The sequence below is a fragment of the Mucilaginibacter sp. genome (assembly GCF_025362475.1).
Classification (GTDB): domain Bacteria; phylum Bacteroidota; class Bacteroidia; order Sphingobacteriales; family Sphingobacteriaceae; genus Mucilaginibacter.
In genome coordinates, this window is record NZ_JANYGH010000048.1 from 114,985 (window position 1) to 136,298 (window position 21,314).

Consider the following 21,314-nt stretch of genomic DNA (forward strand, 5'->3'; position numbering starts at 1 on the left):
CCTATTCCTATACTACCCAAATACCCGCGAGGTTAGCGAAGCGCAACTCAGGGGTGTTAAAAAGATCAAAAAATCCGCCGTGTCGACAAACTTATTATCTGCGAATTAAATACACCAATCAAATAAGGTTTATTTAGGCTAAAAATCATTAAATACTATTTAATATCACCATATTTTAATTATTATCCATATCATTTAAATATGAATAAAATATACTACAGCATATTGCCATATTCATAGTATTCAATAAAAACATAAATACCCTCCTTTTGTTAAAAATGTTGAAAAAAACCACTTTAAAGGCATTATTTTTCCTCTTCAAAAATTTTAAATTAAAAAAAAACCTTATAGATTAGCTTTAATTAAAAGCAATAGACCTCATAATTTAAAAGGAGTAATTAAATGAAAAAATTTACTGAAGTAAAAGAGCTTGTAGCATCTTTAGAGGCTGACGCCGACAAATTCTACAACAAAGGAAACAGCGCTGCCGGAACTCGTGTTCGCAAAGGTATGCAAGATCTTAAAAACCTGGCACAGGCTATTCGCCTTGAGGTTCAGGAAGCCAAAAACAAAGAAAGCTAAGGAAGATTTTTAATTATCTTATTCCAGATAAAAACCCGGTTACAATCAATAACCGGGTTTTTTATTGGATTAAATCCCGCACCAGGATAATTGAGCACCAATACAAACGCAAAAAGGCCACATCAATTAAGATGAGGCCTCTTTTTAAATTTATCTGGCTTACCGTTATTAAATAAACTTTTGTGTTTCCTTAATAATGGCCTCTGCAGTAGTATTACCCACTTGCACCAGTGGTAACCGCACTGTATCGCCACAAACGCCCAAATGCTTTAAAGCGGTTTTAACACCAGCCGGACTGCCATCGGCAAACATCAGGCGGGTAAATTCTATTAAACTATAGTGCGCGGCATGAGCGCCCTTGTAATCATTATTTAACAATAAACGCACCATATCTGATAGCTGCCGTGGCAATGCATTACCAATTACTGATATTACTCCTACTGCCCCCAATGCCATCATAGGCAACGTAACCGGATCATCGCCCGATATGAATAAAAATCCTTCGGGCTTATCACGCATCAAGTGGTTAAATAAATCGAAATTACCCGAGGCCTCTTTTATACCGATGATGTTTTTAAAATCATTGGCCAGGCGCACAGTGGTTTCGGCACTGATAGTGCTACCGGTGCGGCTGGGTACGTTGTATAAAATAACAGGGAGCTTAGCAACGCCGGCAATAGCCTTGTAATGCTGATAAATCCCCTCCTGCGTTGGTTTATTATAATGTGGACTTGCTGAAAGTATAGCATCATAACCCGTAGTATCAAATGCTTTTACCTGCTCAACAACCTCATGAGTATTATTACCACCTATACCGGCAACCAGGCCAACACGCTTATTCACTACTTCCGCAGTAAAGGCCCAAACCTGTTTTCGTTCAGCCTCGCTCAATGTGGCGCTCTCGCCGGTTGTGCCTAATGATACCAGGTATTCCACCCCGCCATCAATCAAATGTTCAATAAGGTTTTTCAACCCTTCGTAGTCGATCTGACCATCCGCATGAAAAGGGGTCACCATAGCTACCCCCGTTCCGTAAAATATATTCATGTGTAATTTTAAAGGATGCTAATATAGTGAGATAGTATCAAGTAGTTAGTATCAAGTATCAAGATTTTGTGTGTTTAGTAGCATGAGGCTGTATCGAACAGCAAGATTTTGGTCAGCTCTCACCGGCAGTAAACCACTGATATCGCAACAGAAAAGTACTGATAGTATCAAGTAGTTAGTATCAAATATCAAGATTTTGTGAGATCAGCAGCGAGTGCTCTATCAAACTAACAGAAAAGTACTTGATACTTGATACTAAGGACTTGATACTAAAACTTGGTACTAAAGGCTTATCCCTATCACTACATTGTTTCTCATATTACTCCCACTGTTATAACTCACACCGTACAATACCCTTATAGCGCGGTATTGCAGGCCGAAACCCAGCTCGGTATAATTTTTAAGGGTTGGCGTATACAGATAATTTACATCAATGATTTCCTGCAATTTTAAATTGCGGATAAAGGGTATCTTATTGGTGATAAATCCCGAGAAGTTGTGCTCCAGGTGCCCCTCAATGTACTTATCCGGCGTGCTAAAATTATAATAATCCAAAAGCAGGAAGCGATTAAAAGCTGGCTTATAAATTACCAGCTGGTTACCATCAAAATGTTTGTAATCGGGGTAATAAACCTTGCTTGCATTAAGGAATTTACCTGCTCCAATAAAAAAAGACGTTTGCCCATAAAAACCCAGATCGATATTTGATTTGGCAATATCGGCGCTCAGCTGGTCGTAATCCACATCGCTTCCAAGTACACCCTTTATTCCTTTGGTATAATTGATACCGATAGTTGGATAGCTGGATGGCAGGTATCTGCGACCGAACGGATAGGTTTCATACCGGTTGCTAAAATCATAGCTGGTGCGCGCGCTTATTTTAAACGACTGATTTTCGGGAAACAGAGGAACATCCTGTGCAGGCACCAAAGGATTGTTTGAAGTAAACTGCCTGTCATCACGATGGAAAAAGCTATAGTTTGTGCTGTTTGGCAGCCATTTACGGTTAGCCCACTCTACATAGGCACTGGCCTGCCATCCGCCACTGATCCGCCCGGAAAAGGATGCCGACGCAAATTGTTTTTGATATAGCTTTTGATAATTCTGCCTATAGAACAGGCTATACACCGAATTTAAAAGTTGAGATTCGGGCTGATTATTGTTCATATCAGTAATATCAGACCCGGCATTAAAACTCAACGTCATCCGCTTTACCGGGATAGCAATCCCGGCCACACCATTAAATAAATGATTACTGAACCCATAGCGTACCCTTGCATTTACAGTTATAAAGCTGTTGTCAATAGTATCTATGAGCTTACTATAAGTCACCCCGTAGTTTATAGCAAACCCTTCAACCGTATTGTACAAAACCGAGCTCAACACACTCCCGTAGTGAAGATATGCCTTTTTGTACCGGTTGCGGGTATCAATACCTGTAAGCAGCAAATTGCTTAATTTAAAAGTGTTATTGGCTTTATCAAGCGAATCGAGGTAGGGTTTTGATTCGCGTTTAATGGCCAGCTTCCCTTTAACCTCATAGTCCGTCTTTTCTTCATCGGTGAGCGGTATGGGGCGTTCCTGCGCCCAGTAAACCGAATCCTTATCATGACCTTTACTGATATTGATCCGCTCCACAAAATCCTTTTTATTAAGTACCGGGTTTAAATCATAATTTTTATAAACGCTGATAAAATACCCACCCAGCTTAAAGCCGAAAACACCTCCGGTAAACTCAAACTTAATAGAGGCCGGCATCCATATCTTGTTATTTACCGGATAAAACTGCTGGTTTATTTTCAGTGTATCTACGAAATTAATATTCGCCTTTTTGGTGATAAAAAGCTGCAATGCCGAAAGCCGCCAACTATCATCCAGTATATATACATATCCCTCAAAACAAGGGTCATAACCGCGCTTGGGAGTTACCTGTATCTTGTTGATGGTTTCTCCATTTTCAACAGTTACCCCTATTAGTTTATAGTTGTAGTAAAATAAGGCATTATCGGCAATGGGCGATACCAGTGGGCGGTTGCTGAGGCTTTTCAAATTCTGGAAATTCTGGTAAAAGTTCACCAGCATATCTGATGATCTGTTAAAGCTAAAGGCCCGGTTGTAGCCCGATACCTTTGATGATACCTGTACCTCATGTACCAGGTTGGGCCGCATAAAACTGTATTTTGATTCGGACTCTGAAAGGTAAACAATCCCCTTACGATTGGAGTCGAGGCCAGCCTCGCTGGTAGCTTTCTGCACATCAAAACCCATGAATGATTTTGGGGCAGCTAATAGTTTTTGCAACCCTTTTATATAAATATCGCAGGTGTAGGCATTTACTTCATTTAAATAAAACTTTCGCTTTTTTATGGCCTTGCGGATAATTGCATAAGCAGGATCTTCGCCCCCGGCATGTATAGCTATATCTTTTAATTGATAGGTTTCTGTCTTTAGGCTGATGTTTATCACCTCGTTTTGCGCGAGTGATACCTGTTTGCTTTGTTGCCCAAATCCTACCGCCTTAAACTGCAGTTCATAAGTACCTGGCTTTAGCAGCAACTGGTAGGCTCCTTCGCTATTGGCAGATACGCCTTTGGTTGTGTTTTTTATATAAACCGATGCAAAAGGAACAGGCTTGTTATTTTCATCGGTAATTTTGCCGCTGATACTCAACTGCTGCGAAAACACGCGGATAGTTAAACCCCAAAACAGCAGGAACAGCGCGGTTAATTTCATTTAGCATAGTTTATGCTAATATGTAGCTTATTTACTGAATGTTAAGCCAAAAAATTGTTAAATTATGTGAAATGCCGTTTGGTAATTGATCAGGAAGCTTCTTTTGAGGGATGAGCGCTTTTTGCGCCCAAAGAAGGATGCACTTTATTTTTCAGATTCCAATCGTCAATATCTATTAATCCGGCTTTAGTTTGATAGTGATTTTTGTCGGTGGGGCACCTTACAATAAATTTACTTTTCTGTTGTTCAATTACAGGCCTGGCGCCACAATCCTTACAGGGTTCACAAAATATGCTCTCCTGAATTTGTACAAAATTTTTCATGTTCAGATCAAATTGGAAGTAAACCCGGTTTAGAAAATATGTGATTGAAATACCTATTACAATCTACGTAAATATTACTGTCGAATTTTTTAATTTATTTCAAAAAAGACTTATTAGTATGTATTGTTTCTCAACAGGAAATAAATTATCGAAAATAAAAAAAACACCCTAATTTCAGCTTACCTTATCTATTAATTCCTGATCACTTATGATTGGGATATTTAATTTTTGTGCTTTTTCAAGCTTGGCAGGCCCCATGTTATCACCCGCCACAACATAACTCAATTTAGCCGAAATACTACTCAATATTTTACCACCATTTTGCTCAATAATATCTTTCAATTCGTCGCGCGAGAATTTTTCAAAAACACCCGATATAATAAAACTTTGCCCGGTTAACTTCTCGCTGGCCAGTTTTACTTCATTTTCAACAACAACAAACTGCAAGCCCTGTACCTTTAATTTTTCTATTTCCTGCTGATGTGTTTCGTTGCCAAAATATTCAATAATGCTTTGTGCAATACGTTCGCCTATTTCTTCTGCAGCTACCAGTTCTTCTAAACTTGCAGCCATCAGCTTATCTATTGTTTTAAAATGAAAAGCCAGTTTTTTGGCCACCGTTTCGCCAATATAACGGATACCCAGGCCAAACAATACTTTTTCAAACGGCATCTGCTTTGATTTTTCGATACCTTCCAGCATATTGTTGATGGACTTTTCGCCAAAACGGCCCAGTTTCTTTAACTCAACGCTATGCTCATGCAAGTTATACAGATCGCTGATCCGTTTAATAAATCCTTGCTTAAATAAGGTTTCAATTGTTTCATCACCCAGACCATCAATATCCATCGCCTTTCGACCAGTAAAGTGTTGCATTTTACCCACTATCTGTGGCGGGCAGCCTTCATCATTAGGGCAGTACCAGGCAGCTTCACCTTCGGTACGTAACAAAGCTGTGTTGCACGCCGGGCAATGGGTTATATAAGCTATAGCTTTTGCATCGGGCTTGCGCTTATCTAAATTTACACTGATGATTTTCGGGATAATCTCTCCCCCTTTTTCAACAAAAACGGTATCGTGCTCGTGTAGTTTCAGGCGCTCAGTAATTTCATCCGCATTGTGCAGGGTCGCCCGTTTTACCGTAGTGCCGGCCAATAGCACCGGCTTTAAGTTGGCTACCGGCGTAACCGCACCAGTACGGCCAACCTGGTAAGTTACCTGCACCAGTTCGGTTTCCACGCGCTCGGCTTTAAACTTATAGGATATGGCCCAGCGGGGCGATTTGGAGGTAAAGCCCAGCTCCTGCTGCTGCGAGTAATTATTTATTTTAATAACTATGCCGTCGATATCATAACTCAAACCAAAACGGTCTTTATCCCATTTGTTTATAAATTCCAGTACGCCATTGATGTCGCTGCATAAGGCACTGTGGTTATCTACATGAAAACCCCAGCTTTTTACAGCTTCCAGGCTTTCCCAATGGGTTTTAAACAAAGTTTTTTCGGTGTATAATCCATACAGAATACAATCCAGCGGGCGCCTGGCCACTTCGGCCGAATCCTGGAGTTTCATGGTGCCCGATGCAAAATTACGCGGGTTGGCATAGGCCACTTCACCATTGTCTGTACGCTCTTTGTTTAACCGCTCAAATGCTTTTAGGTGCATAAATACCTCGCCGCGTATCTCAAACAACTCGGGGAACTCACCCTTATCTAACTTTTTAGGGATGCTGTGAATGGTGCGTACATTGGTTGTTACCTCATCACCCTGTGTACCATCGCCGCGGGTTACGGCACGTACCAGTTTACCAGCCTCGTAAGTCAGGCTCATGCTAAGGCCATCAAACTTAAGCTCGCAAACGTATTCAAAACTATCCCCAATAGCCTTACGGATACGCTGATCAAATTCCACAAGCTCCTGCGCATTATACGTGTTACCTAATGATAGCATTGGCCAGCGATGTTTTACCGTTACAAACTCTTTGGTGACATCACCGCCTACCCTTTGCGTAGGCGAATCGGGATCAGCAAACTCCGGAAATTCCTTCTCCAGCTTGTTGAGTTGCTCTAACTTTTTATCGAAATCAAAATCGGCAATAGTAGGCATAGCCAGCACATAGTAATTGTAATTGTGCTGCTTTAACTCGGCGGTTAATGCCTGGATCTGGGTTTTAGCTTCGGCGGGTGACATGGGACGAAGTTAAGAAATTAGTCAATTGGTTGATGGTTCATAAATCATAGTTCATTTCTTTTTTGATGAACAAACTATGATCCACCAACCATAAATTTTTACTTATCGGTAATAACCGTTTCGCCAATCATGCTCATGGGGAAGGTGATACCGCCGGGGGTATCCGGGTTATCTTTTATGGATACGGTACCGCTGATACTTTGTTTAATTTTTGATTCGGTAATCCAGCCGGTTACTTTATCAGCCTTAACATCTGATACCATGGTACCCTTCATGTCATATTTCATCGGCATACCTTCCACCGGATCTACGATGGTTATTATGGCACCCTCGCCATGTATCACGTAGCTGGAGGGGGTAACATCAGTTAGCTGATAAACTGTTGTTACGTTGGCCTTCATGGTACTTTGCAGCCTGGTGTGTATAGTCCATTTATCATTTTTCGCCACAGCTATTTCCGGAAAAACAGCTGTTGACATCTCAATACTTCCTTTAATAGCACCACCGCCAAATGATTGTATGAACTTTGCCTTTAGCTGATCTTTTTGCGCCCCCTGCAGCTGCGGAAAACCATCCAAAACCGAGGATATCATGCTTTCCACATTTTCAACCGAATGAATTTTACCGCTTTTGGTAAAAGTGGCCGTAAAGGGTTTATCTATAAGGCCGCCCAAAATAGATGACATGATATCTGCAGGGTCTTTTTTCTGTGAATCGAAACTAACCGGCCCGTTGGGTAGCTGCATTTTCATAGTCAGGCCTTTGTAGGTAACCTCCATATAATAGAGGGAATCATCGGCATTAAGCACTTTAAATGATGTAGTTCCTGATATAGTAACATCAATATTATTCACCTGCCCGTTTATGGTTTGCTTTATGGCAGATGTTGTAGTGGTAATCATATTGTAAGTATTACCTTTTGTTAAATGCAAAACGAGTTTTAACTTTTGCCCCTGGCAGGCCACGGTTGTAATTAACAGTAAAAACAGGCTGAATAGAAATTTCATATAGATACCAGCTTATAAGGCTAAGATATTACATTATTTTATCAAAAAAAATGTAATAATTTTAACGAATAATTAAAACTAATTTTATTAACTTTATTTAAGTATTGGCTCTTTACAGTTTTAAGCGTTTTATTAACCGAAAGGAGGGTTTTTATGTTACAACAAATAGCATTTTTACCACAGCGTCAGTTCCACGTGTTGATCAATTTTAAAAATGATGAACGTGTAGTAGCTATTTTACCCAACGAAGCAGGAAAGTTCCGCGTGGTTGACCAGGGTAAAATTATCGCTGAAGTTAATTTTGATGAAAACCGCAGCGTTGTTTGCTGTCAGGGTAAACTGGAAGATAACATCATGGCCCAGCTTGCATTCCATATAAAAAGTCATTACGCTTCTTAATAAACCAGGTAACAAAGAATTTGATAGTTCATGGATAATGGCTCATGGTTCATAGTCCATGGGAATTTATTATTCATGGGCTATCTTTTTTGTGCTGATCAGATGTGTTATTTTCAAAAAAAACATTTTGTCATCCTGAACGCAGTGAAGGATCCATATTCGCTATGCTTCTTCGCCCTGTACAGTCTGCTAATAGATCCTTCACTACGTTCAGGATGACAAACTTTTAAACGTTATTTTCTTCCTTAAATTTAAAGCTCTATAGCTTTTTCGTTACAGGTTTTGCCAGCATAGCTTCTTTAATAAATTTAACCGGTGCGCTGCCATAGCTCAGGAATTTTTCGTTAAAATCCTTAAGCTTATATTTATCCCCCATTTTATCTTTCCAGGCATCGCGCAGATCCATGATCTCTTTAAAACCGGTGTAGTAGCTGGTTAGCTGAACACTGCTAACACTCACCCTTTTCCATTTACCGTCAGCTTCTGCCTGTTGTTGAAAAGCCTCGGTAGTAAGCATTTTAATAGCCTGCTCTTTGGTCATGTTGTTACTGTGTACACTGTAATCCAATATAGCATTACATACCGAACGCAAGTTCCATTTGTACCACATCAGCAACATTTCGGGTTCATTATTGCCATAGCCAGCATCCAGCATCATCTGCTCACTATATACAGCCCAGCCTTCGGCCATGGCGCCATTACCAAATACTTCTTTAATGATACTCGGCGCTTTGTTGGCATAAACACCTTGTACATAATGGCCGGGAACAGCCTCATGGATACTCAATATCTGGATGATGTATTGATTGTATTCGCGCAGGTAACTTTCTGCCTTCTCTTTTGGCCAACCTGATAAACTACCTACATTATAGTAGGAATTTCCGTTTTTATCATAAGGGCCGGGGCCGCTCATAGATGCTCCCGCAACACCTGCCATATAACCCGGCTCTTTACGAACGATGAGCGGCTTGGTAGGATCAAGCGTTACCAGATCCTTGGTTCGTACAAAATTGTTAAGCTTAGGGATCAACTGCACAATGGCCGACTGAAACTCGTCAGGCTTGACGTGATTTGCCGACAGGGTATCAATCATCTGGGCAATCATCTGCAATGAATCAACAGGCATCGCTTTATTAGCAAAATATTTTGGCCACAACTGCCTGCTTATTTTAGCCATTTGCTGATGAACATATTTTTTACGCAGTACAGCGGCATTGTAAACTTGCTGAGCAGTATTTTCTGCTACCACTTCGTATTTAAATTTATCTTCATACAGATCCTTACCCAGTCTGAAACTGCGTGGGTGGTCGTTCTTTAAATTCTTTAACCATGCGGCATACTCTTTTATAGCTTTAACAGTAATGGCGGCCCTATCGGTCATTAACTTTTGTTCGGCCTTGGGGATATTGGTTTTCTGCAGCGAATCGGCAAAGTCTTTTTCAATTACATCCACACCACCCAGATTTTGCTCAATAGCAAGGCTGGTCAATTCCGCAACTGGATTTTTTATCTGTTTTTGGGCTTCTTTATAAAAAAACGGCACATTCACCATGCGTTGATAAAAATTGCGCAAACGTTTAGGCAGCGGGGCGTAATGCTCATTTAATATATAGGCAAAAGTGCCAACTACGTTGTATGATGACGGATCCCATTCATAACTTTTCAACTGTTTTATCTGCCATTGGGCATAATCCAATTGATTTTCCATCATTTTATAATCTACCTTATTGCTTTCGTTAAGCGTGTTTACATCAAATCTGCTTAATGAATCTTTCTGCACTTTGGCAAAATCCAGCATTTTATCGCGGCTTTGCTGATTAGGGATAAATAGCAAACTATCATATTTATGGTAACCAACAGAGGTAGCCCAGTCAGGGTTCTGTTTCCATAAAGCCTCCAGGAAAGAGTTTTCATAAATGGTGAAAGCTTCATCATCTTTACCAAAGTTGGGATAGCTGCTTGCGCCTTCCTTTTTGCAGCCGGTTAAAGCTATCATGAAAAGCACAACAGCCAATGCTATTTTAAATAGAATATTTTTTATCACGGGATAATTGAATTATAATGCCGCATAAACTTAAAACATTTAAGGCATATAAATCAAACAGGTGCTTAATTTGTTACTTTGAACATGACGAATAGCCAACATGAAATTTTAATAGAAGAAGTAGTGCATCTGCTGCAGGGAGGTAATGCGCATGCTGATATCAAAAAAGCTTTAAACGGATTACCTAAAAACCAGCGTGGCGCAAAGCCCGATAAATTACCTTACAGCATTTGGCAATTAGTTGAGCATATCCGCATTGCACAGTGGGATATGCTGGAGTTTTGTAAGGATAGCAACCATCAATCGCCTAAATGGCCCGATGACTACTGGCCAAAAGAAATTGCCCCCGGGAGCGATGAAGCCTGGGATCAATCGGTTAAACAAATAAATAAAGACCTTGATGAACTCATAAACCTGGTGAAAACCGCCGATATATTTACCAGAATCCCTCATGGGGAAGGCCAGAATATTTTGCGTGAAGCATTGCAGGTGGCAGACCATATGGCCTACCATGTAGCAGAGATCATCGTAATCAGGAGATTATTGGGAATTTGGGAATAGGTTCCCCTAACGCCCTAAAGGGGGGATTTTAAATAAAAGCTTTCTAAAAAAGCCTGTCACCCTGAGCCTGTCGAAGGGGCGCGCGCAGAGGCCTTTGCCCACATGCTTCGACAAGCTCAGCATGACAACCCTTCTTTAACGTTATTTCATTATTCAGAGTGCCCGGTTTTTATTCCTTGCCTCGATAGTAAAACAAACTACCTTACCTTCTTCACAAAACTAATAACCGCCTTCACAAATTCTGGTTTGAGGGGTAGATCGGGTTGATTATAGGTGGCTATATTTTTATCCTTATCTGCTGGCGCTTCTTTTAAAACGTGGTTCATTTCCGGGATAATATCAAGTATAGCATCCGATTTGGCCTTTTTTAATTTTTCGGCATCGGTAACTTTTACCTGCAGATCGGTAGTGCCCTGAACAATCAGGATAGGGATTTTCAATTTCCTTATCTCCCTGGCAGGATTATACCTGAACCACGACATCAGGTATTTTTGAATACCGGGCCTTGCTACGAAATATAACGAAGGATCGATATTATCGGTTGTTTTTCCTTTTTTCAAGCTGTCAAGCATCCGTTTAAATCCTTCAGAAATATGTGTGGGCTGCGATTTCATTTGCTCGGTAAGAATAATATCTGCCGAATCGCCGGCGCCTGCTACGGAAACGAACCCTTTTACCGGCTCATCAATAGATGAAAGCATACCTACCAATGATCCTTCGCTATGGCCCAATACAATCACCCTCGAAAAACGCTCATCATCATTCAGGAAATTTATCAGGTTAACAGCATCTTCCACATAATCCTCAAACCTTATTTGATTTTCTGTAGTCGAGCTTACACTTTGACCAACCAAACGCTTATCATAACGTAACGATGCGATACCGCTTTTGCCCAATTCGTTGGCAAGCATTTTATAAATATTGGCTGATAAACCTAACTTGGGGCTGTTACCATCCCTGTCAGTCGGGCCAGATCCGGCAATGATCAATACTACCGGTACTTTACCTGTTACATTTTTAGGCATTGCCAATGTACCGGATATAGAGCCCGCAAGATTTTTTACAGATACAGGCGTTTCGGTAATGGATGGATCCATTGTAAATGTTGGCGCTGCGGGCTTGGTAGCAGTTGCAGCATCGTCCTCATATGGTTTTAAAAACAAACCGGTGTATTGGTCTTTAGTGTTTAAGGCTATATTTAACAGAAATGTTCCTTTTTTAAATGTTGCCTTGTAAGAAGCTACCGAGCTTGCAAGTTTCACAAAATCGGCATCTACCAGGTCGCCCATCTGCGTTTTTAGTTGCAGGGTGGTGGTTTTAAAACTCTCCAATGGCAGGGCCGCCTTCATTTCGGGGCTAAAATAATTGAAAATACTATCGGGCTTGCTGTTGTTGTAAAACTGTTTAAACCTGCTTAATGCAGCCTTATAATTAACCGGCTCTGTTTGTGCAAAAAGCTTAGTTGCAAAACATATGATAAGTACTAAAAAACTAACTTTCTTCATGGTTATAATCTTCCAACCGGCATATGCCTGTTTGATGCGAAATTAATAAAAAACGTATGGGTTTCATTTTAATTGATTTACATATTTAATTCTAAACGCGGGGTTTGTTTATAAAATGCATTATTCGTAAAAAAACAACAAATAGCGGCAAAACTTTAGTATTAATATATTGTAAAAAACAAACTGTTAAAATATTATCAATTTAATATTTTGTGTTATATTGCGTTACATTTTCTAAACTGAAAAATATCGGGAATTTCTACATCTACTGTTAATGAGGGTTTTATTCGGAAGCATTTTTTTTGCATTCCTAATTGGAGTGTGCTCTATTTCTCTTGCGCAAACAAAATCTTCTGCCATTCAAGGTAAAGTTTTGATGGATACTAATAGCCCCGCCGAGGCGGCGACGGTTGTACTTATGCAATACGCCGATTCAACCATTATCAGCTCCGGACTGGTTGACAAACTTGGAAAATACCAGTTAAGCAACTTAAAATCAGGAAATTATTTACTTTTAGTAACCCAGATAGGCAGCAACAAAGTTTACTCGGGCCCTTACACATTATCAGCAGGCCAAACTTTTATTGCTCCTAACATTATCCTTAAACAGGTAAGCACCCAGCTAAAAGATGTTACAATTGTGGCCCGCAAACCTTATATTGAAGTAAAGCCCGGTAAAATTATACTAAACGTTCAAAATAGTGTTTTGGCCGATGGTAATTCGGCCTATGATATATTACGCCAATCGCCGGGGGTACATCTCGGCAACGATAAGGAATCACTGAGTGTTATTGGCAGGCAGCCGGCTTTGATCACCATTGATGGCAGACCAACCAACCTTACCGGCGACGACCTTAATAACATGTTGCGCGGCATGCAAAGCAGTACCGTTGATCAGATTGAAGTCATCAGCAGCACATCAGCCAGATATGATGCATCGGGTGGTGGCATTATTAATATCGTGCTTAAAAAAGGCAAAAACGTAGGCACAAACGGCACCTTTACAGCCGGTGCCGGCATGGGTAAATATGCCAAAGGCAGGGCCGGAATAGTTTTCAATAACCGCACAGCAAACCTTAATATATTTGGCAGCTATACATATGATGACGGTAAAACCCACCGTAGTATTAACACCAATCGTAACATTAAATATAATGATACGTTAAGCAATTATAATGTTGCCTATAATAATATCCAAAAAACACAAAATCATAACTTCAGATTTGGTGCCGATTATGCCCTTTCGTCAAAGCAAACCATCGGTTTTTTGGTTAGCGGCATTGTAAAAAAGGATGCCTTTGTAAAAAATAATGATTTAAAAATATCTAACCAAAACAAGCTCGATTCTTTAATTACAGCGCAATCAGATTTGACAAGGAGCAGCAGCTTTTTAAATTATAATATTAATTATAATGGAGTACTGGATAAAAGCGGCAGAAGCATTGCGGCAGATGTAAATTACTCTACTTACGTGCGCCACTCCGATGAATTTATTACCAATACGTTTTATTTGCCCAATGGTGATACTTATCGTGACGATATGATGCTGGAAAACATTTCGCCATCAAGCATCCACATCTGGACATCGAAAATAGATTTCATTAACCCGCTATCAAAAACCGCGAGATTTGAGGTTGGCGCAAAATATAACCATGCGAAGAGTGATAACACCCTCCTGTTTGGCCCCAAACTACCCGGAATCAATATCTACCAGGCCGACCCCAATTTCAGTAACCGCTTTTTGTATACCGAGGTTGTAAGCTCGGGCTATGTTAATTACATCAATAAAATTGGCAAATGGGATATCACCGCTGGTCTTCGTGCCGAAAATACTGCTTCAAGAGGCAGCTCGTTCGCGTTAAACCAAAACAATGGGGTTACCAACAGTAATAACTATTTTAACCTTTTTCCGCAGGCACAGGCGTCATATACCTATAATGATAAAAATGTTTACACCGTAAGCTATAACAGTGGTATCCACCGCCCCGATTACCAGGATATTAATCCGTTTTTATACTATACAGATCCTTATGATTACCGCTCTGGTAATCCAAATTTAAAGCCTGAGTTTACTACTACCATCCAGCTATCACACACTTATAACAGTGAGTTTATAACCTCATTATATTACAGTCAAACTGATGACGCCTATGATTTTCCGGTATACCGGCAAAATGATACCACCAAGGTTAACATAACAGAGCGTAAAAACTTTGGCCGCATATTCTCCTACGGAATTTCGTTTTATGCACCTGTACAATTTACCAGCTGGTGGTCGGCTAATTTCAATTTGGATGCATCATACCTGCGTTATAAAGCATACGCGGCTAATGGCAATTTCAACAAGGCATCGCAGGATATTATTTTTAACAGTACACAAACTTTTGTGCTCAGCAGCACTATTTCTGCCGAGATTTCGGGCAGGTATGAATCGCCTACTTTATATGGTGTTAATCAGCTTAAACAAAGCTATACTGTTAATGCCGGTATCAGTAAGCAACTATTTAATAAACGCGGAAGTATAAAAATAAATCTGAATGATGTTTTCAATACCGACCGTGACCTCAACCATGCCGCTTACCAAAACGTCGATTTATCAGAAATCAACAAAAAAGAAACCCGTGTGTGGAGAATAGGCTTTTCATACCGTTTTGGAAAAGCTACCGTTAAATCGGCTACCAAACACAACACCGGGAGCGATGATGAACAAAGGCGCACAGGCAACTAATATGCTTATTTGATCCTTAACTCTGGGTATTTGCCTTTTATGCGGGTTACAAAAAAATTACCTAATGATTCGGCGTGTATGAATTTCTTAAATGATGCCTTCGAAAAGCCAAAATACTGCCAAACACCTCCACTATCCCTAAACTCCAGTTCCAATATCCTGGAGGCAGGATCATAGCCTGCGCTATTTAGTGCCGATGACTGTACAGGTTGCCTTTGCATAGTCTCAATTTTAATATTATTATATATAATATTTATATGGACAAAAAGGTTTTAAAAAATATTTAACCAGCGTGGCCGCTCAGCATGCTCGCCAGAATGATAAGTAAAACCAACAAGGTAATGCACAGGTACAGGTAATCTTTCTCCAATACAAAACCGATGGCAGAGAATACAACCCTTACTATGGGTGTGGCAATCAACAATATAACGCCGGCTTGTATAATGGCCCGGCCACGTAATGTAAAAATACCGTTAATGATACCGCTTGCACTATGTACAAAATCTGGCACCCCCTTAAAGGTGCTATAATCAACATGGCTTTGCCCATGCCGGTACAGGTACAGCAAACCACCAATAAACACCACACTCATGGATATGATAACCCCTGCGCGCAGTATCCATCCTATTATGGATTGCATGTCGGCATCTTTGAATCGCTTATTTGCCATTAGTATTAACTATATTTTCCCTGTAAATCCGTTATATATCATTTGCGAAGCCAAAAAGGTTACTACTACGGCAAAAACCCAACGCAACCAGCCCGATGAACTGGTATGTACCAGTATTTTTGAGCCGCTAAGTGCGCCCAGCAAAACTCCAATAGCAACGGGCATGGATAATCCCGGGTCAATGTATCCGCGTTGCAGGTACACAACCGCGCTTGCTGCCGCCGTAACACCTATCATAAAATTACTTGTCGTGGTGGATACTTTAAAGGGGATACGCATAATGGTATCCATTGCCAGCACCTTTAATGCGCCAGATCCTATCCCCAGCAAACCCGATATAGCGCCCGCAAACAGCATCATAAAAAAGCCGCCGCTTACATTTTTAACCTTATAAGCCACAGGCCCTTTGACCGATGGATAAGTACTGTTCAACTTTAGTTTTTCGGCCAGTTTGCTTGGCTCCTGATTAATAATCTCGGCCTTTTTCTTTAAAGACATCACGGCCGACAGGATTAATATCAACCCAAATAAAACCGCGATATAATGAGTAGGAATATAAATGGCTATCAACGCGCCTACCATAGCCCCGGCAGTAGTGGCTATTTCCAAAAACATACCCAGCCTGATATTGGTGATGCCCTCCTTAACGTAAGCCGCCGCCGAACCTGAAGAGGTTGCAATCACTGATACCAGCGATGCGCCAATGGCATAATGAATATCAACCTTTAACAATAGCGTAAGCAGGGGTATAATAACCACCCCACCACCCAAACCGGTTAATGAACCCAGTAATCCCGCAAAATACGAGCCGATAAGAATAATAAGCGTTAGTACAATTACCGACATAATTTGCAGCAATATTTATCTGCGAAAATAGTAATAACTTTTTTAGATAGCCACCCGGGTTTCGGCAAGTATTTTAATATATAACAATTAGTCATTAAGTTAACTCGAAATTATGAGTAATCGTTTAGAAGATTTGGAAATTGAGGAGGATACTTATCACCTGCAAATAAAAAAATTAAAGCTAATCCACCTAAAACTTAATGCTTACATCAAATTTATCGGCAAAAACATACCCACCAATGACCAATGACAACCATTGAATTCATCGGCAAAAAAATAACTTCGATGACCAATCACTAACCAGTAATGAGTAATTTCGCGCATGGGTTATAAAAGTTTACAGGCTTGTATTGCCGACCTGGAAAAGCATGGTCACCTGGTACGTATTAAAGAAGAAGTTGACCCGTATCTGCAAATGGCAGCCATTCACCTCCGGGTGTTTGAAAACCAGGGTCCGGCCATACTTTTCGAAAATGTAAAAGGAAGCAAATTCCCCGCGGTATCTAATTTGTTTGGTACGCTGGAGCGCTCTAAGTTTATTTTCAGAGATACACTCGATAAGATCAAAACTCTTGTCGAACTAAAAAACGATCCGCTAAAGGCCATAAAGCATCCCTTTAAATACGCCAACGTAGCACTTACCGCCCTATCTGCCCTGCCGATGAAAGGCAGCAGCAACGCCCCGGTAAATTGGGGTAAATGTAAGATAAGTGATATTCCGCAGATAGTGAACTGGCCCATGGATGGCGGCCCCTTTGTAACCATGCCACAGGTATATACCGAGGATGCCGATAAACCGGGCATTATGAATGCCAATTTGGGCATGTACCGGATACAGCTGGCGGGTAACGATTATATTTTGAATGAAGAGATTGGCCTGCATTACCAGCTGCACCGCGGTATTGGCGTGCACCAAACCAAAGCAAATGCAAAAGGGCAGCCTTTAAAAGTGAGCATATTTGTTGGCGGACCGCCCTCCCACCCCGTTGCCGCGGTAATGCCCCTGCCCGAAGGTTTATCAGAAATGACCTTTGCCGGGGCTTTGGGTAACCGCCGGTTCCGGTATTTTTATGATGACGAGGGATTCTGTATTTCTTCGGACGCGGACTTTGTGATCACCGGAACGGTTATGCCGCTGGAGAATAAACCCGAGGGTCCGTTTGGCGATCATTTGGGTTATTATAGTTTAAAACACCCTTTCCCGCTGCTTAAGGTTCACAACGTATACCACCGTAAAGATGCCATCTGGTCGTTCACGGTGGTTGGTCGCCCGCCACAGGAGGATACCAGCTTTGGGGCGCTTATCCATGAGATTAGCGGCGCCGCTATCCCGAAGGAGATCCCCGGCCTGCACGCCGTTAACGCGGTAGATGCGGCAGGTGTACACCCGCTGTTATTTGCTATCGGCAGCGAGCGTTATACGCCCTATATCAAAGAGCGCAAACCACAGGAGATACTAACCATTGCCAATCATATTTTAGGCAAAAGTCAGCTGAGTTTGGCCAAATACCTGTTGATTGCCGGACAGGAAGATGATACCGCATTAGATGTAAATAACATTGAAGCGTTTCTGCGCCACATGCTGCAACGCGTTGACCTTACCCGCGACCTTCACTTTTATACCCGGACAACCATTGATACCCTTGACTATAGTGGCGATGGGCTTAATACAGGCAGTAAAGTTGCCATCACCGTAGCCGGAGAAATTAAACGTGAACTATGGACTGAACTGCCATCATGGTTTGATCTGCCCAAGCCGGTCAGCAACTTCAAAATGGCTATGCCCGGCGTGCTGATGGTTGAAGTGCCGAAGCACGTAAACCACAAGGATATAGATAACATTATCAGCATTATTGAATATCGCCTTAAAGAAGAGGAGGAAGAACTAAACGGGTTACCATTGATAGTACTGTGTGATGACGCCGCCTTTGCTGCTCAAAACATCAACAACTTTGTTTGGGTAACCTTTACCCGGAGCAATCCCTCGCACGATATTTACGGTATAGGCAGCTTTACCGATCACAAACATTGGGGCTGTACCGGTCCGCTTATTATTGATGCCCGCATTAAGCCGCACCATGCACCCGTACTGGAACGGGTACCTGAAGTTGAAAAACTGGTTGATAAAATGGGCGAAAAAGGTGGAGCACTTTATGGGATTATTTAGGATCTTTTGGAGCAAGGAGTAAGGATTTTTGGACAAAGGACTTTTGGACGTTCGGACTTTCAGATAAAGGATTTTCGGACAAAGGAGCAAGGATAAATTATCCCCAAAAGTCATGCTGTCCGCTGGCCAGCGGATCAGCACCCCAAATGCAAGGGCAACATCATGCGGGCTCCTGTCCTGTGGGATCATGAAACAAGTTCAGGCGAACTTGAGGCATCAACCTAATCATACAGAAATCGGCGGTCAAAAATCCGGTCCATCACACCAAGTCCTTAAATCGTGTTATCTTTGTACGCTATGAAAAACACAACATACATACTGCTTTGTTTAATTATCCTTTCAGCATTTAGCTGCACTAAAAAAGATGTACCCCATTACACCATATCAAGAGTTACAAAATCAGATACTGCCAGTAAGGTAATTGTTAATATCAATGGCCGTTTAACCGAGAGCCAGTTGCTTAGCATCGCCGGCAAAATAAAAGCTGATAGCGCTGCATTACCCAACCTGCAACTTTGTTATTTGCTACCCGGCCATAGTGATAAAAACACGGGTGTGAATAATTTTTATGCCATTGCTAAATACCCCAATGCCCAAATAGCAACCATGCAGGATACTTTAAAAGATGCTGATGGCAATATTGTAAGGTTAAAAATCATAGGCGTATCTGCCCAAACTGCTAAAAAGCTCATCGGTTTTCATCCTAAAGAATTAAAGGATCAAAATTTTTTCGGGCACTTTATTGATGATAATAACCATACGGTTATCATCCCATTCAGAGATTTAACCGATCCGAAGAAAGAATATTATATACTGGAACTGGATACCACGGGCAAAGTAGTTTCGGCAACTATCCCAACAGTAATTCATAAAGATGGTGTTGAAAAATGGATGGTTACTGATCGTGGCGACTACATTACTATAAAAGATAGTGTACTTACCCAATACTCCATTGATGATATGGGTCTGCCTTATAATAGTATTAAATCGAACATGTAATATGCAACTCCTGTTAGCACCCATTACATATAACTAACAATTAAGTTAAAAAGGGCTAAAATTTTCCTTTTCATAATTTATACCAATATATTTATAGTGTTTAAAACATTATTAATATATGACCCAAAATCTTATTAAAAAATTAACACTTAGTGTTATTGGGGTATTCAGCTTTTGCATAGCGATTGCCCAACCCCGCCTGCCCGAAGGCTATTTCTGGAAAAAGCTTCCAAACGGACTGGAAGTGGTTGTTATTGAAAACAGCAAGGTGCCTTTGGCTACCATAGAAATTGCCGTAAAAAATGGTGCCTATACCGAGGGCCCGGAATTTAGTGGCTTAAGTCACCTTTTTGAACACATGTTTTTTAAGGCTAATAAGGATTATCCAAACCAGGAAGCATTTTTAAAACGCATACAGGAACTTGGCGCTATTTTTAATGGCACTACCGATGTTGAGCGTGTAAACTACTTCTTTACTTTTGATAGGGACAGCCTTAACGCAGGTTTAAAGTTCATGAACGCCGCTATCCGTTTCCCTATTTACCGCGAGGAAGATATGAAAAAGGAGCGCCCAGTTGTTGACGGCGAATTTCAACGTGCCGAAAGTGATCCGGGTTTCCAGCTGTGGTTTGGTATTCAACAAAAGCTTTGGGGCGATCTTATCACCCGTAAAAACGCCATAGGGATACATGAAGTGATCAACACCGCCACTCCCGAAAAGATGATGATCATCAAAAACAAATACTATTTCCCCAACAATAGCTTGCTTACCATTTGCGGCGATGTAAAACATGATGCAGCCTTTGCCATGGCCGAAAAGATATTTGGCGATTGGGCCAGCAGTGGTTTCAATCCACACGAAAAATACCCTATCCCGCCGTTTAAGCCATTAACCAAAAGCGAGTATTTTATAAAAGAAACTACCATAGCGCAAACCCCTTCTATGCAGATCTCATGGCAGGGCCCATCCTATTTAACTGATTCGGCATCAACTGTTGCTGCGGATGTATTTAGCACTATCCTTGGATTAAACTCCTCGAAATTACAGCAGGCTTTGGTTGATAAGGGACTTGCAAGCAGTGTGTATTTAAATTATACTACCAGCAAATACGTTGGTCCGGTAGATATGGGGATTGAACCTAACCCTACCAAACTAAAAGAATGCTATGATGAGATCATAAACCAGATAAGCCAATGGGGCAAAGCAGATTACTATACAGATGAGCAGTTGAAAGACGCCAAGGCTATTCTTTTAAGAAACAGCGTTCACCGTAAAGAAAAACCATCATCATTAGCCAGCCAGCTCAGCTACCAGTGGTGCAGTACCTCGCTTGATTTTGCTACCGATTTGGATAGCAATTACCAAAAAGTAACCCGTGCCGATATACAAAAGTTTGTAAGCACTTACATAACAGGTAAACCATACGCTGCAGGCCTGATCATAGCACCTGAGTTAAGTAAACAATTAAATGCAGCTTCATTTTTTGTAGCTAAGTAATTTTAAATCTTATCA

18 protein-coding genes are annotated in these 21,314 nt (G+C 41.0%); 8 read left to right on the forward strand and 10 right to left on the reverse strand.

Going from position 1 to position 21,314, the window contains the following annotated elements; translation table 11 throughout:
* Positions 1 to 402: 402 nt before the first annotated feature.
* Positions 403 to 582: a histone H1 gene (locus tag Q0R88_RS15860; RefSeq protein ID WP_090652322.1), complete on the forward strand. Its 180-nt coding sequence runs from the start codon at positions 403 to 405 to the stop codon at positions 580 to 582.
* A 168-nt stretch (positions 583 to 750) separates the two neighbouring features.
* Here Q0R88_RS15860 and dapA read toward each other — a convergent pair whose 3' ends face one another.
* The 5 genes from dapA to Q0R88_RS15885 all read right to left on the reverse strand — a co-directional run bounded on the left by dapA (position 751) and on the right by Q0R88_RS15885 (position 7,882).
* Positions 751 to 1,629, reverse strand: a complete 879-nt coding sequence (gene dapA / locus Q0R88_RS15865) for a 4-hydroxy-tetrahydrodipicolinate synthase (RefSeq protein ID WP_295717825.1) — start codon at positions 1,627 to 1,629, stop codon at positions 751 to 753.
* 282 nt (positions 1,630 to 1,911) lie between these two features.
* A complete protein-coding gene (locus Q0R88_RS15870) occupies positions 1,912 to 4,362 on the reverse strand; it encodes a DUF5686 and carboxypeptidase regulatory-like domain-containing protein (protein WP_295717826.1) in 2,451 nt (816 codons plus the stop codon).
* A gap of 89 nt (positions 4,363 to 4,451) precedes the next feature.
* Positions 4,452 to 4,685 (reverse strand): hypothetical protein, encoded by a 234-nt coding sequence (locus Q0R88_RS15875; RefSeq protein WP_295717828.1) that lies wholly within the window; start codon positions 4,683 to 4,685, stop codon positions 4,452 to 4,454.
* Positions 4,686 to 4,859: 174 nt separating this feature from the next.
* Positions 4,860 to 6,875, reverse strand: a complete 2,016-nt coding sequence (ligA, locus tag Q0R88_RS15880; protein ID WP_295717832.1) for an NAD-dependent DNA ligase LigA — start codon at positions 6,873 to 6,875, stop codon at positions 4,860 to 4,862.
* 98 nt (positions 6,876 to 6,973) lie between these two features.
* Positions 6,974 to 7,882: a DUF6263 family protein gene (locus Q0R88_RS15885; RefSeq protein ID WP_295717833.1), complete on the reverse strand. Its 909-nt coding sequence runs from the start codon at positions 7,880 to 7,882 to the stop codon at positions 6,974 to 6,976.
* A gap of 153 nt (positions 7,883 to 8,035) precedes the next feature.
* Here Q0R88_RS15885 and Q0R88_RS15890 point away from each other — a divergent pair, with 153 nt between their 5' ends.
* Entirely contained in the window at positions 8,036 to 8,281 is a 246-nt protein-coding gene (locus tag Q0R88_RS15890) for a hypothetical protein (protein WP_295717836.1), read from the forward strand.
* A 259-nt stretch (positions 8,282 to 8,540) separates the two neighbouring features.
* Here Q0R88_RS15890 and Q0R88_RS15895 read toward each other — a convergent pair whose 3' ends face one another.
* Positions 8,541 to 10,325 carry a DUF885 domain-containing protein gene (locus Q0R88_RS15895; RefSeq protein WP_295717839.1) on the reverse strand — a complete coding sequence of 595 codons (1,785 nt, stop codon included), beginning with the start codon at positions 10,323 to 10,325 and terminating at the stop codon, positions 8,541 to 8,543.
* An 84-nt stretch (positions 10,326 to 10,409) separates the two neighbouring features.
* Here Q0R88_RS15895 and Q0R88_RS15900 point away from each other — a divergent pair, with 84 nt between their 5' ends.
* Entirely contained in the window at positions 10,410 to 10,886 is a 477-nt protein-coding gene (locus Q0R88_RS15900; RefSeq protein WP_295717842.1) for a DinB family protein, read from the forward strand.
* A 197-nt stretch (positions 10,887 to 11,083) separates the two neighbouring features.
* Here the strand turns inward: Q0R88_RS15900 and Q0R88_RS15905 are convergent, their stop codons facing one another.
* A complete protein-coding gene (locus Q0R88_RS15905) occupies positions 11,084 to 12,391 on the reverse strand; it encodes an alpha/beta hydrolase (RefSeq protein ID WP_295717844.1) in 1,308 nt (435 codons plus the stop codon).
* 274 nt (positions 12,392 to 12,665) lie between these two features.
* Between Q0R88_RS15905 and Q0R88_RS15910 the strand changes: the two genes are divergently transcribed.
* The gene (locus Q0R88_RS15910) at positions 12,666 to 15,119 is read left to right on the forward strand and encodes a TonB-dependent receptor (RefSeq protein WP_295717847.1); all 2,454 of its coding nucleotides are present in this window, start codon (positions 12,666 to 12,668) and stop codon (positions 15,117 to 15,119) included.
* Between the two features lie 5 nt (positions 15,120 to 15,124).
* Here the strand turns inward: Q0R88_RS15910 and Q0R88_RS15915 are convergent, their stop codons facing one another.
* The 3 genes from Q0R88_RS15915 to Q0R88_RS15925 form a co-directional block, all read right to left on the reverse strand.
* Positions 15,125 to 15,340, reverse strand: coding sequence for a KTSC domain-containing protein (locus tag Q0R88_RS15915; protein WP_295717849.1), 216 nt, complete (start codon positions 15,338 to 15,340; stop codon positions 15,125 to 15,127).
* A gap of 62 nt (positions 15,341 to 15,402) precedes the next feature.
* The gene (locus tag Q0R88_RS15920; RefSeq protein ID WP_295717851.1) at positions 15,403 to 15,789 is read right to left on the reverse strand and encodes a DUF1634 domain-containing protein; all 387 of its coding nucleotides are present in this window, start codon (positions 15,787 to 15,789) and stop codon (positions 15,403 to 15,405) included.
* Positions 15,790 to 15,798: 9 nt separating this feature from the next.
* Positions 15,799 to 16,635: a sulfite exporter TauE/SafE family protein gene (locus tag Q0R88_RS15925; RefSeq protein ID WP_295717853.1), complete on the reverse strand. Its 837-nt coding sequence runs from the start codon at positions 16,633 to 16,635 to the stop codon at positions 15,799 to 15,801.
* Between the two features lie 112 nt (positions 16,636 to 16,747).
* On the opposite strand from Q0R88_RS15925, the gene Q0R88_RS15930 reads away from it, so the two are divergent.
* The 4 genes from Q0R88_RS15930 (at position 16,748) to Q0R88_RS15945 (ending at position 21,299) form a co-directional block, all read left to right on the forward strand.
* Entirely contained in the window at positions 16,748 to 16,885 is a 138-nt protein-coding gene (locus Q0R88_RS15930; RefSeq protein ID WP_295717855.1) for a hypothetical protein, read from the forward strand.
* 72 nt (positions 16,886 to 16,957) lie between these two features.
* Positions 16,958 to 18,802, forward strand: coding sequence for a UbiD family decarboxylase (locus Q0R88_RS15935; RefSeq protein WP_295717857.1), 1,845 nt, complete (start codon positions 16,958 to 16,960; stop codon positions 18,800 to 18,802).
* A 297-nt stretch (positions 18,803 to 19,099) separates the two neighbouring features.
* Positions 19,100 to 19,801, forward strand: a complete 702-nt coding sequence (locus tag Q0R88_RS15940; protein ID WP_295717860.1) for a hypothetical protein — start codon at positions 19,100 to 19,102, stop codon at positions 19,799 to 19,801.
* A gap of 118 nt (positions 19,802 to 19,919) precedes the next feature.
* Positions 19,920 to 21,299, forward strand: coding sequence for a pitrilysin family protein (locus tag Q0R88_RS15945; protein WP_295717862.1), 1,380 nt, complete (start codon positions 19,920 to 19,922; stop codon positions 21,297 to 21,299).
* Positions 21,300 to 21,314: the final 15 nt, after the last annotated feature.

What these genes read in the sequence shown, in the direction of transcription:
- Q0R88_RS15905 (WP_295717844.1), bottom strand. Translation starts at nt 12,391, where the DNA reads ATGAAGAAAGTTAGTTTTTTAGTACTTATCATATGTTTTGCAACTAAG.
- Q0R88_RS15870 (WP_295717826.1), bottom strand. Translation starts at nt 4,362, where the DNA reads ATGAAATTAACCGCGCTGTTCCTGCTGTTTTGGGGTTTAACTATCCGC.
- Q0R88_RS15945 (WP_295717862.1), top strand. Translation starts at nt 19,920, where the DNA reads ATGACCCAAAATCTTATTAAAAAATTAACACTTAGTGTTATTGGGGTA.
- Q0R88_RS15940 (WP_295717860.1), top strand. Translation starts at nt 19,100, where the DNA reads ATGAAAAACACAACATACATACTGCTTTGTTTAATTATCCTTTCAGCA.
- Q0R88_RS15935 (WP_295717857.1), top strand. Translation starts at nt 16,958, where the DNA reads ATGGGTTATAAAAGTTTACAGGCTTGTATTGCCGACCTGGAAAAGCAT.
- Q0R88_RS15920 (WP_295717851.1), bottom strand. Translation starts at nt 15,789, where the DNA reads ATGGCAAATAAGCGATTCAAAGATGCCGACATGCAATCCATAATAGGA.
- Q0R88_RS15910 (WP_295717847.1), top strand. Translation starts at nt 12,666, where the DNA reads ATGAGGGTTTTATTCGGAAGCATTTTTTTTGCATTCCTAATTGGAGTG.
- Q0R88_RS15930 (WP_295717855.1), top strand. Translation starts at nt 16,748, where the DNA reads ATGAGTAATCGTTTAGAAGATTTGGAAATTGAGGAGGATACTTATCAC.
- Q0R88_RS15900 (WP_295717842.1), top strand. Translation starts at nt 10,410, where the DNA reads ATGACGAATAGCCAACATGAAATTTTAATAGAAGAAGTAGTGCATCTG.
- Q0R88_RS15860 (WP_090652322.1), top strand. Translation starts at nt 403, where the DNA reads ATGAAAAAATTTACTGAAGTAAAAGAGCTTGTAGCATCTTTAGAGGCT.
- Q0R88_RS15915 (WP_295717849.1), bottom strand. Translation starts at nt 15,340, where the DNA reads ATGCAAAGGCAACCTGTACAGTCATCGGCACTAAATAGCGCAGGCTAT.
- Q0R88_RS15875 (WP_295717828.1), bottom strand. Translation starts at nt 4,685, where the DNA reads ATGAAAAATTTTGTACAAATTCAGGAGAGCATATTTTGTGAACCCTGT.
- Q0R88_RS15890 (WP_295717836.1), top strand. Translation starts at nt 8,036, where the DNA reads ATGTTACAACAAATAGCATTTTTACCACAGCGTCAGTTCCACGTGTTG.
- dapA (WP_295717825.1), bottom strand. Translation starts at nt 1,629, where the DNA reads ATGAATATATTTTACGGAACGGGGGTAGCTATGGTGACCCCTTTTCAT.
- Q0R88_RS15925 (WP_295717853.1), bottom strand. Translation starts at nt 16,635, where the DNA reads ATGTCGGTAATTGTACTAACGCTTATTATTCTTATCGGCTCGTATTTT.
- ligA (WP_295717832.1), bottom strand. Translation starts at nt 6,875, where the DNA reads ATGTCACCCGCCGAAGCTAAAACCCAGATCCAGGCATTAACCGCCGAG.
- Q0R88_RS15885 (WP_295717833.1), bottom strand. Translation starts at nt 7,882, where the DNA reads ATGAAATTTCTATTCAGCCTGTTTTTACTGTTAATTACAACCGTGGCC.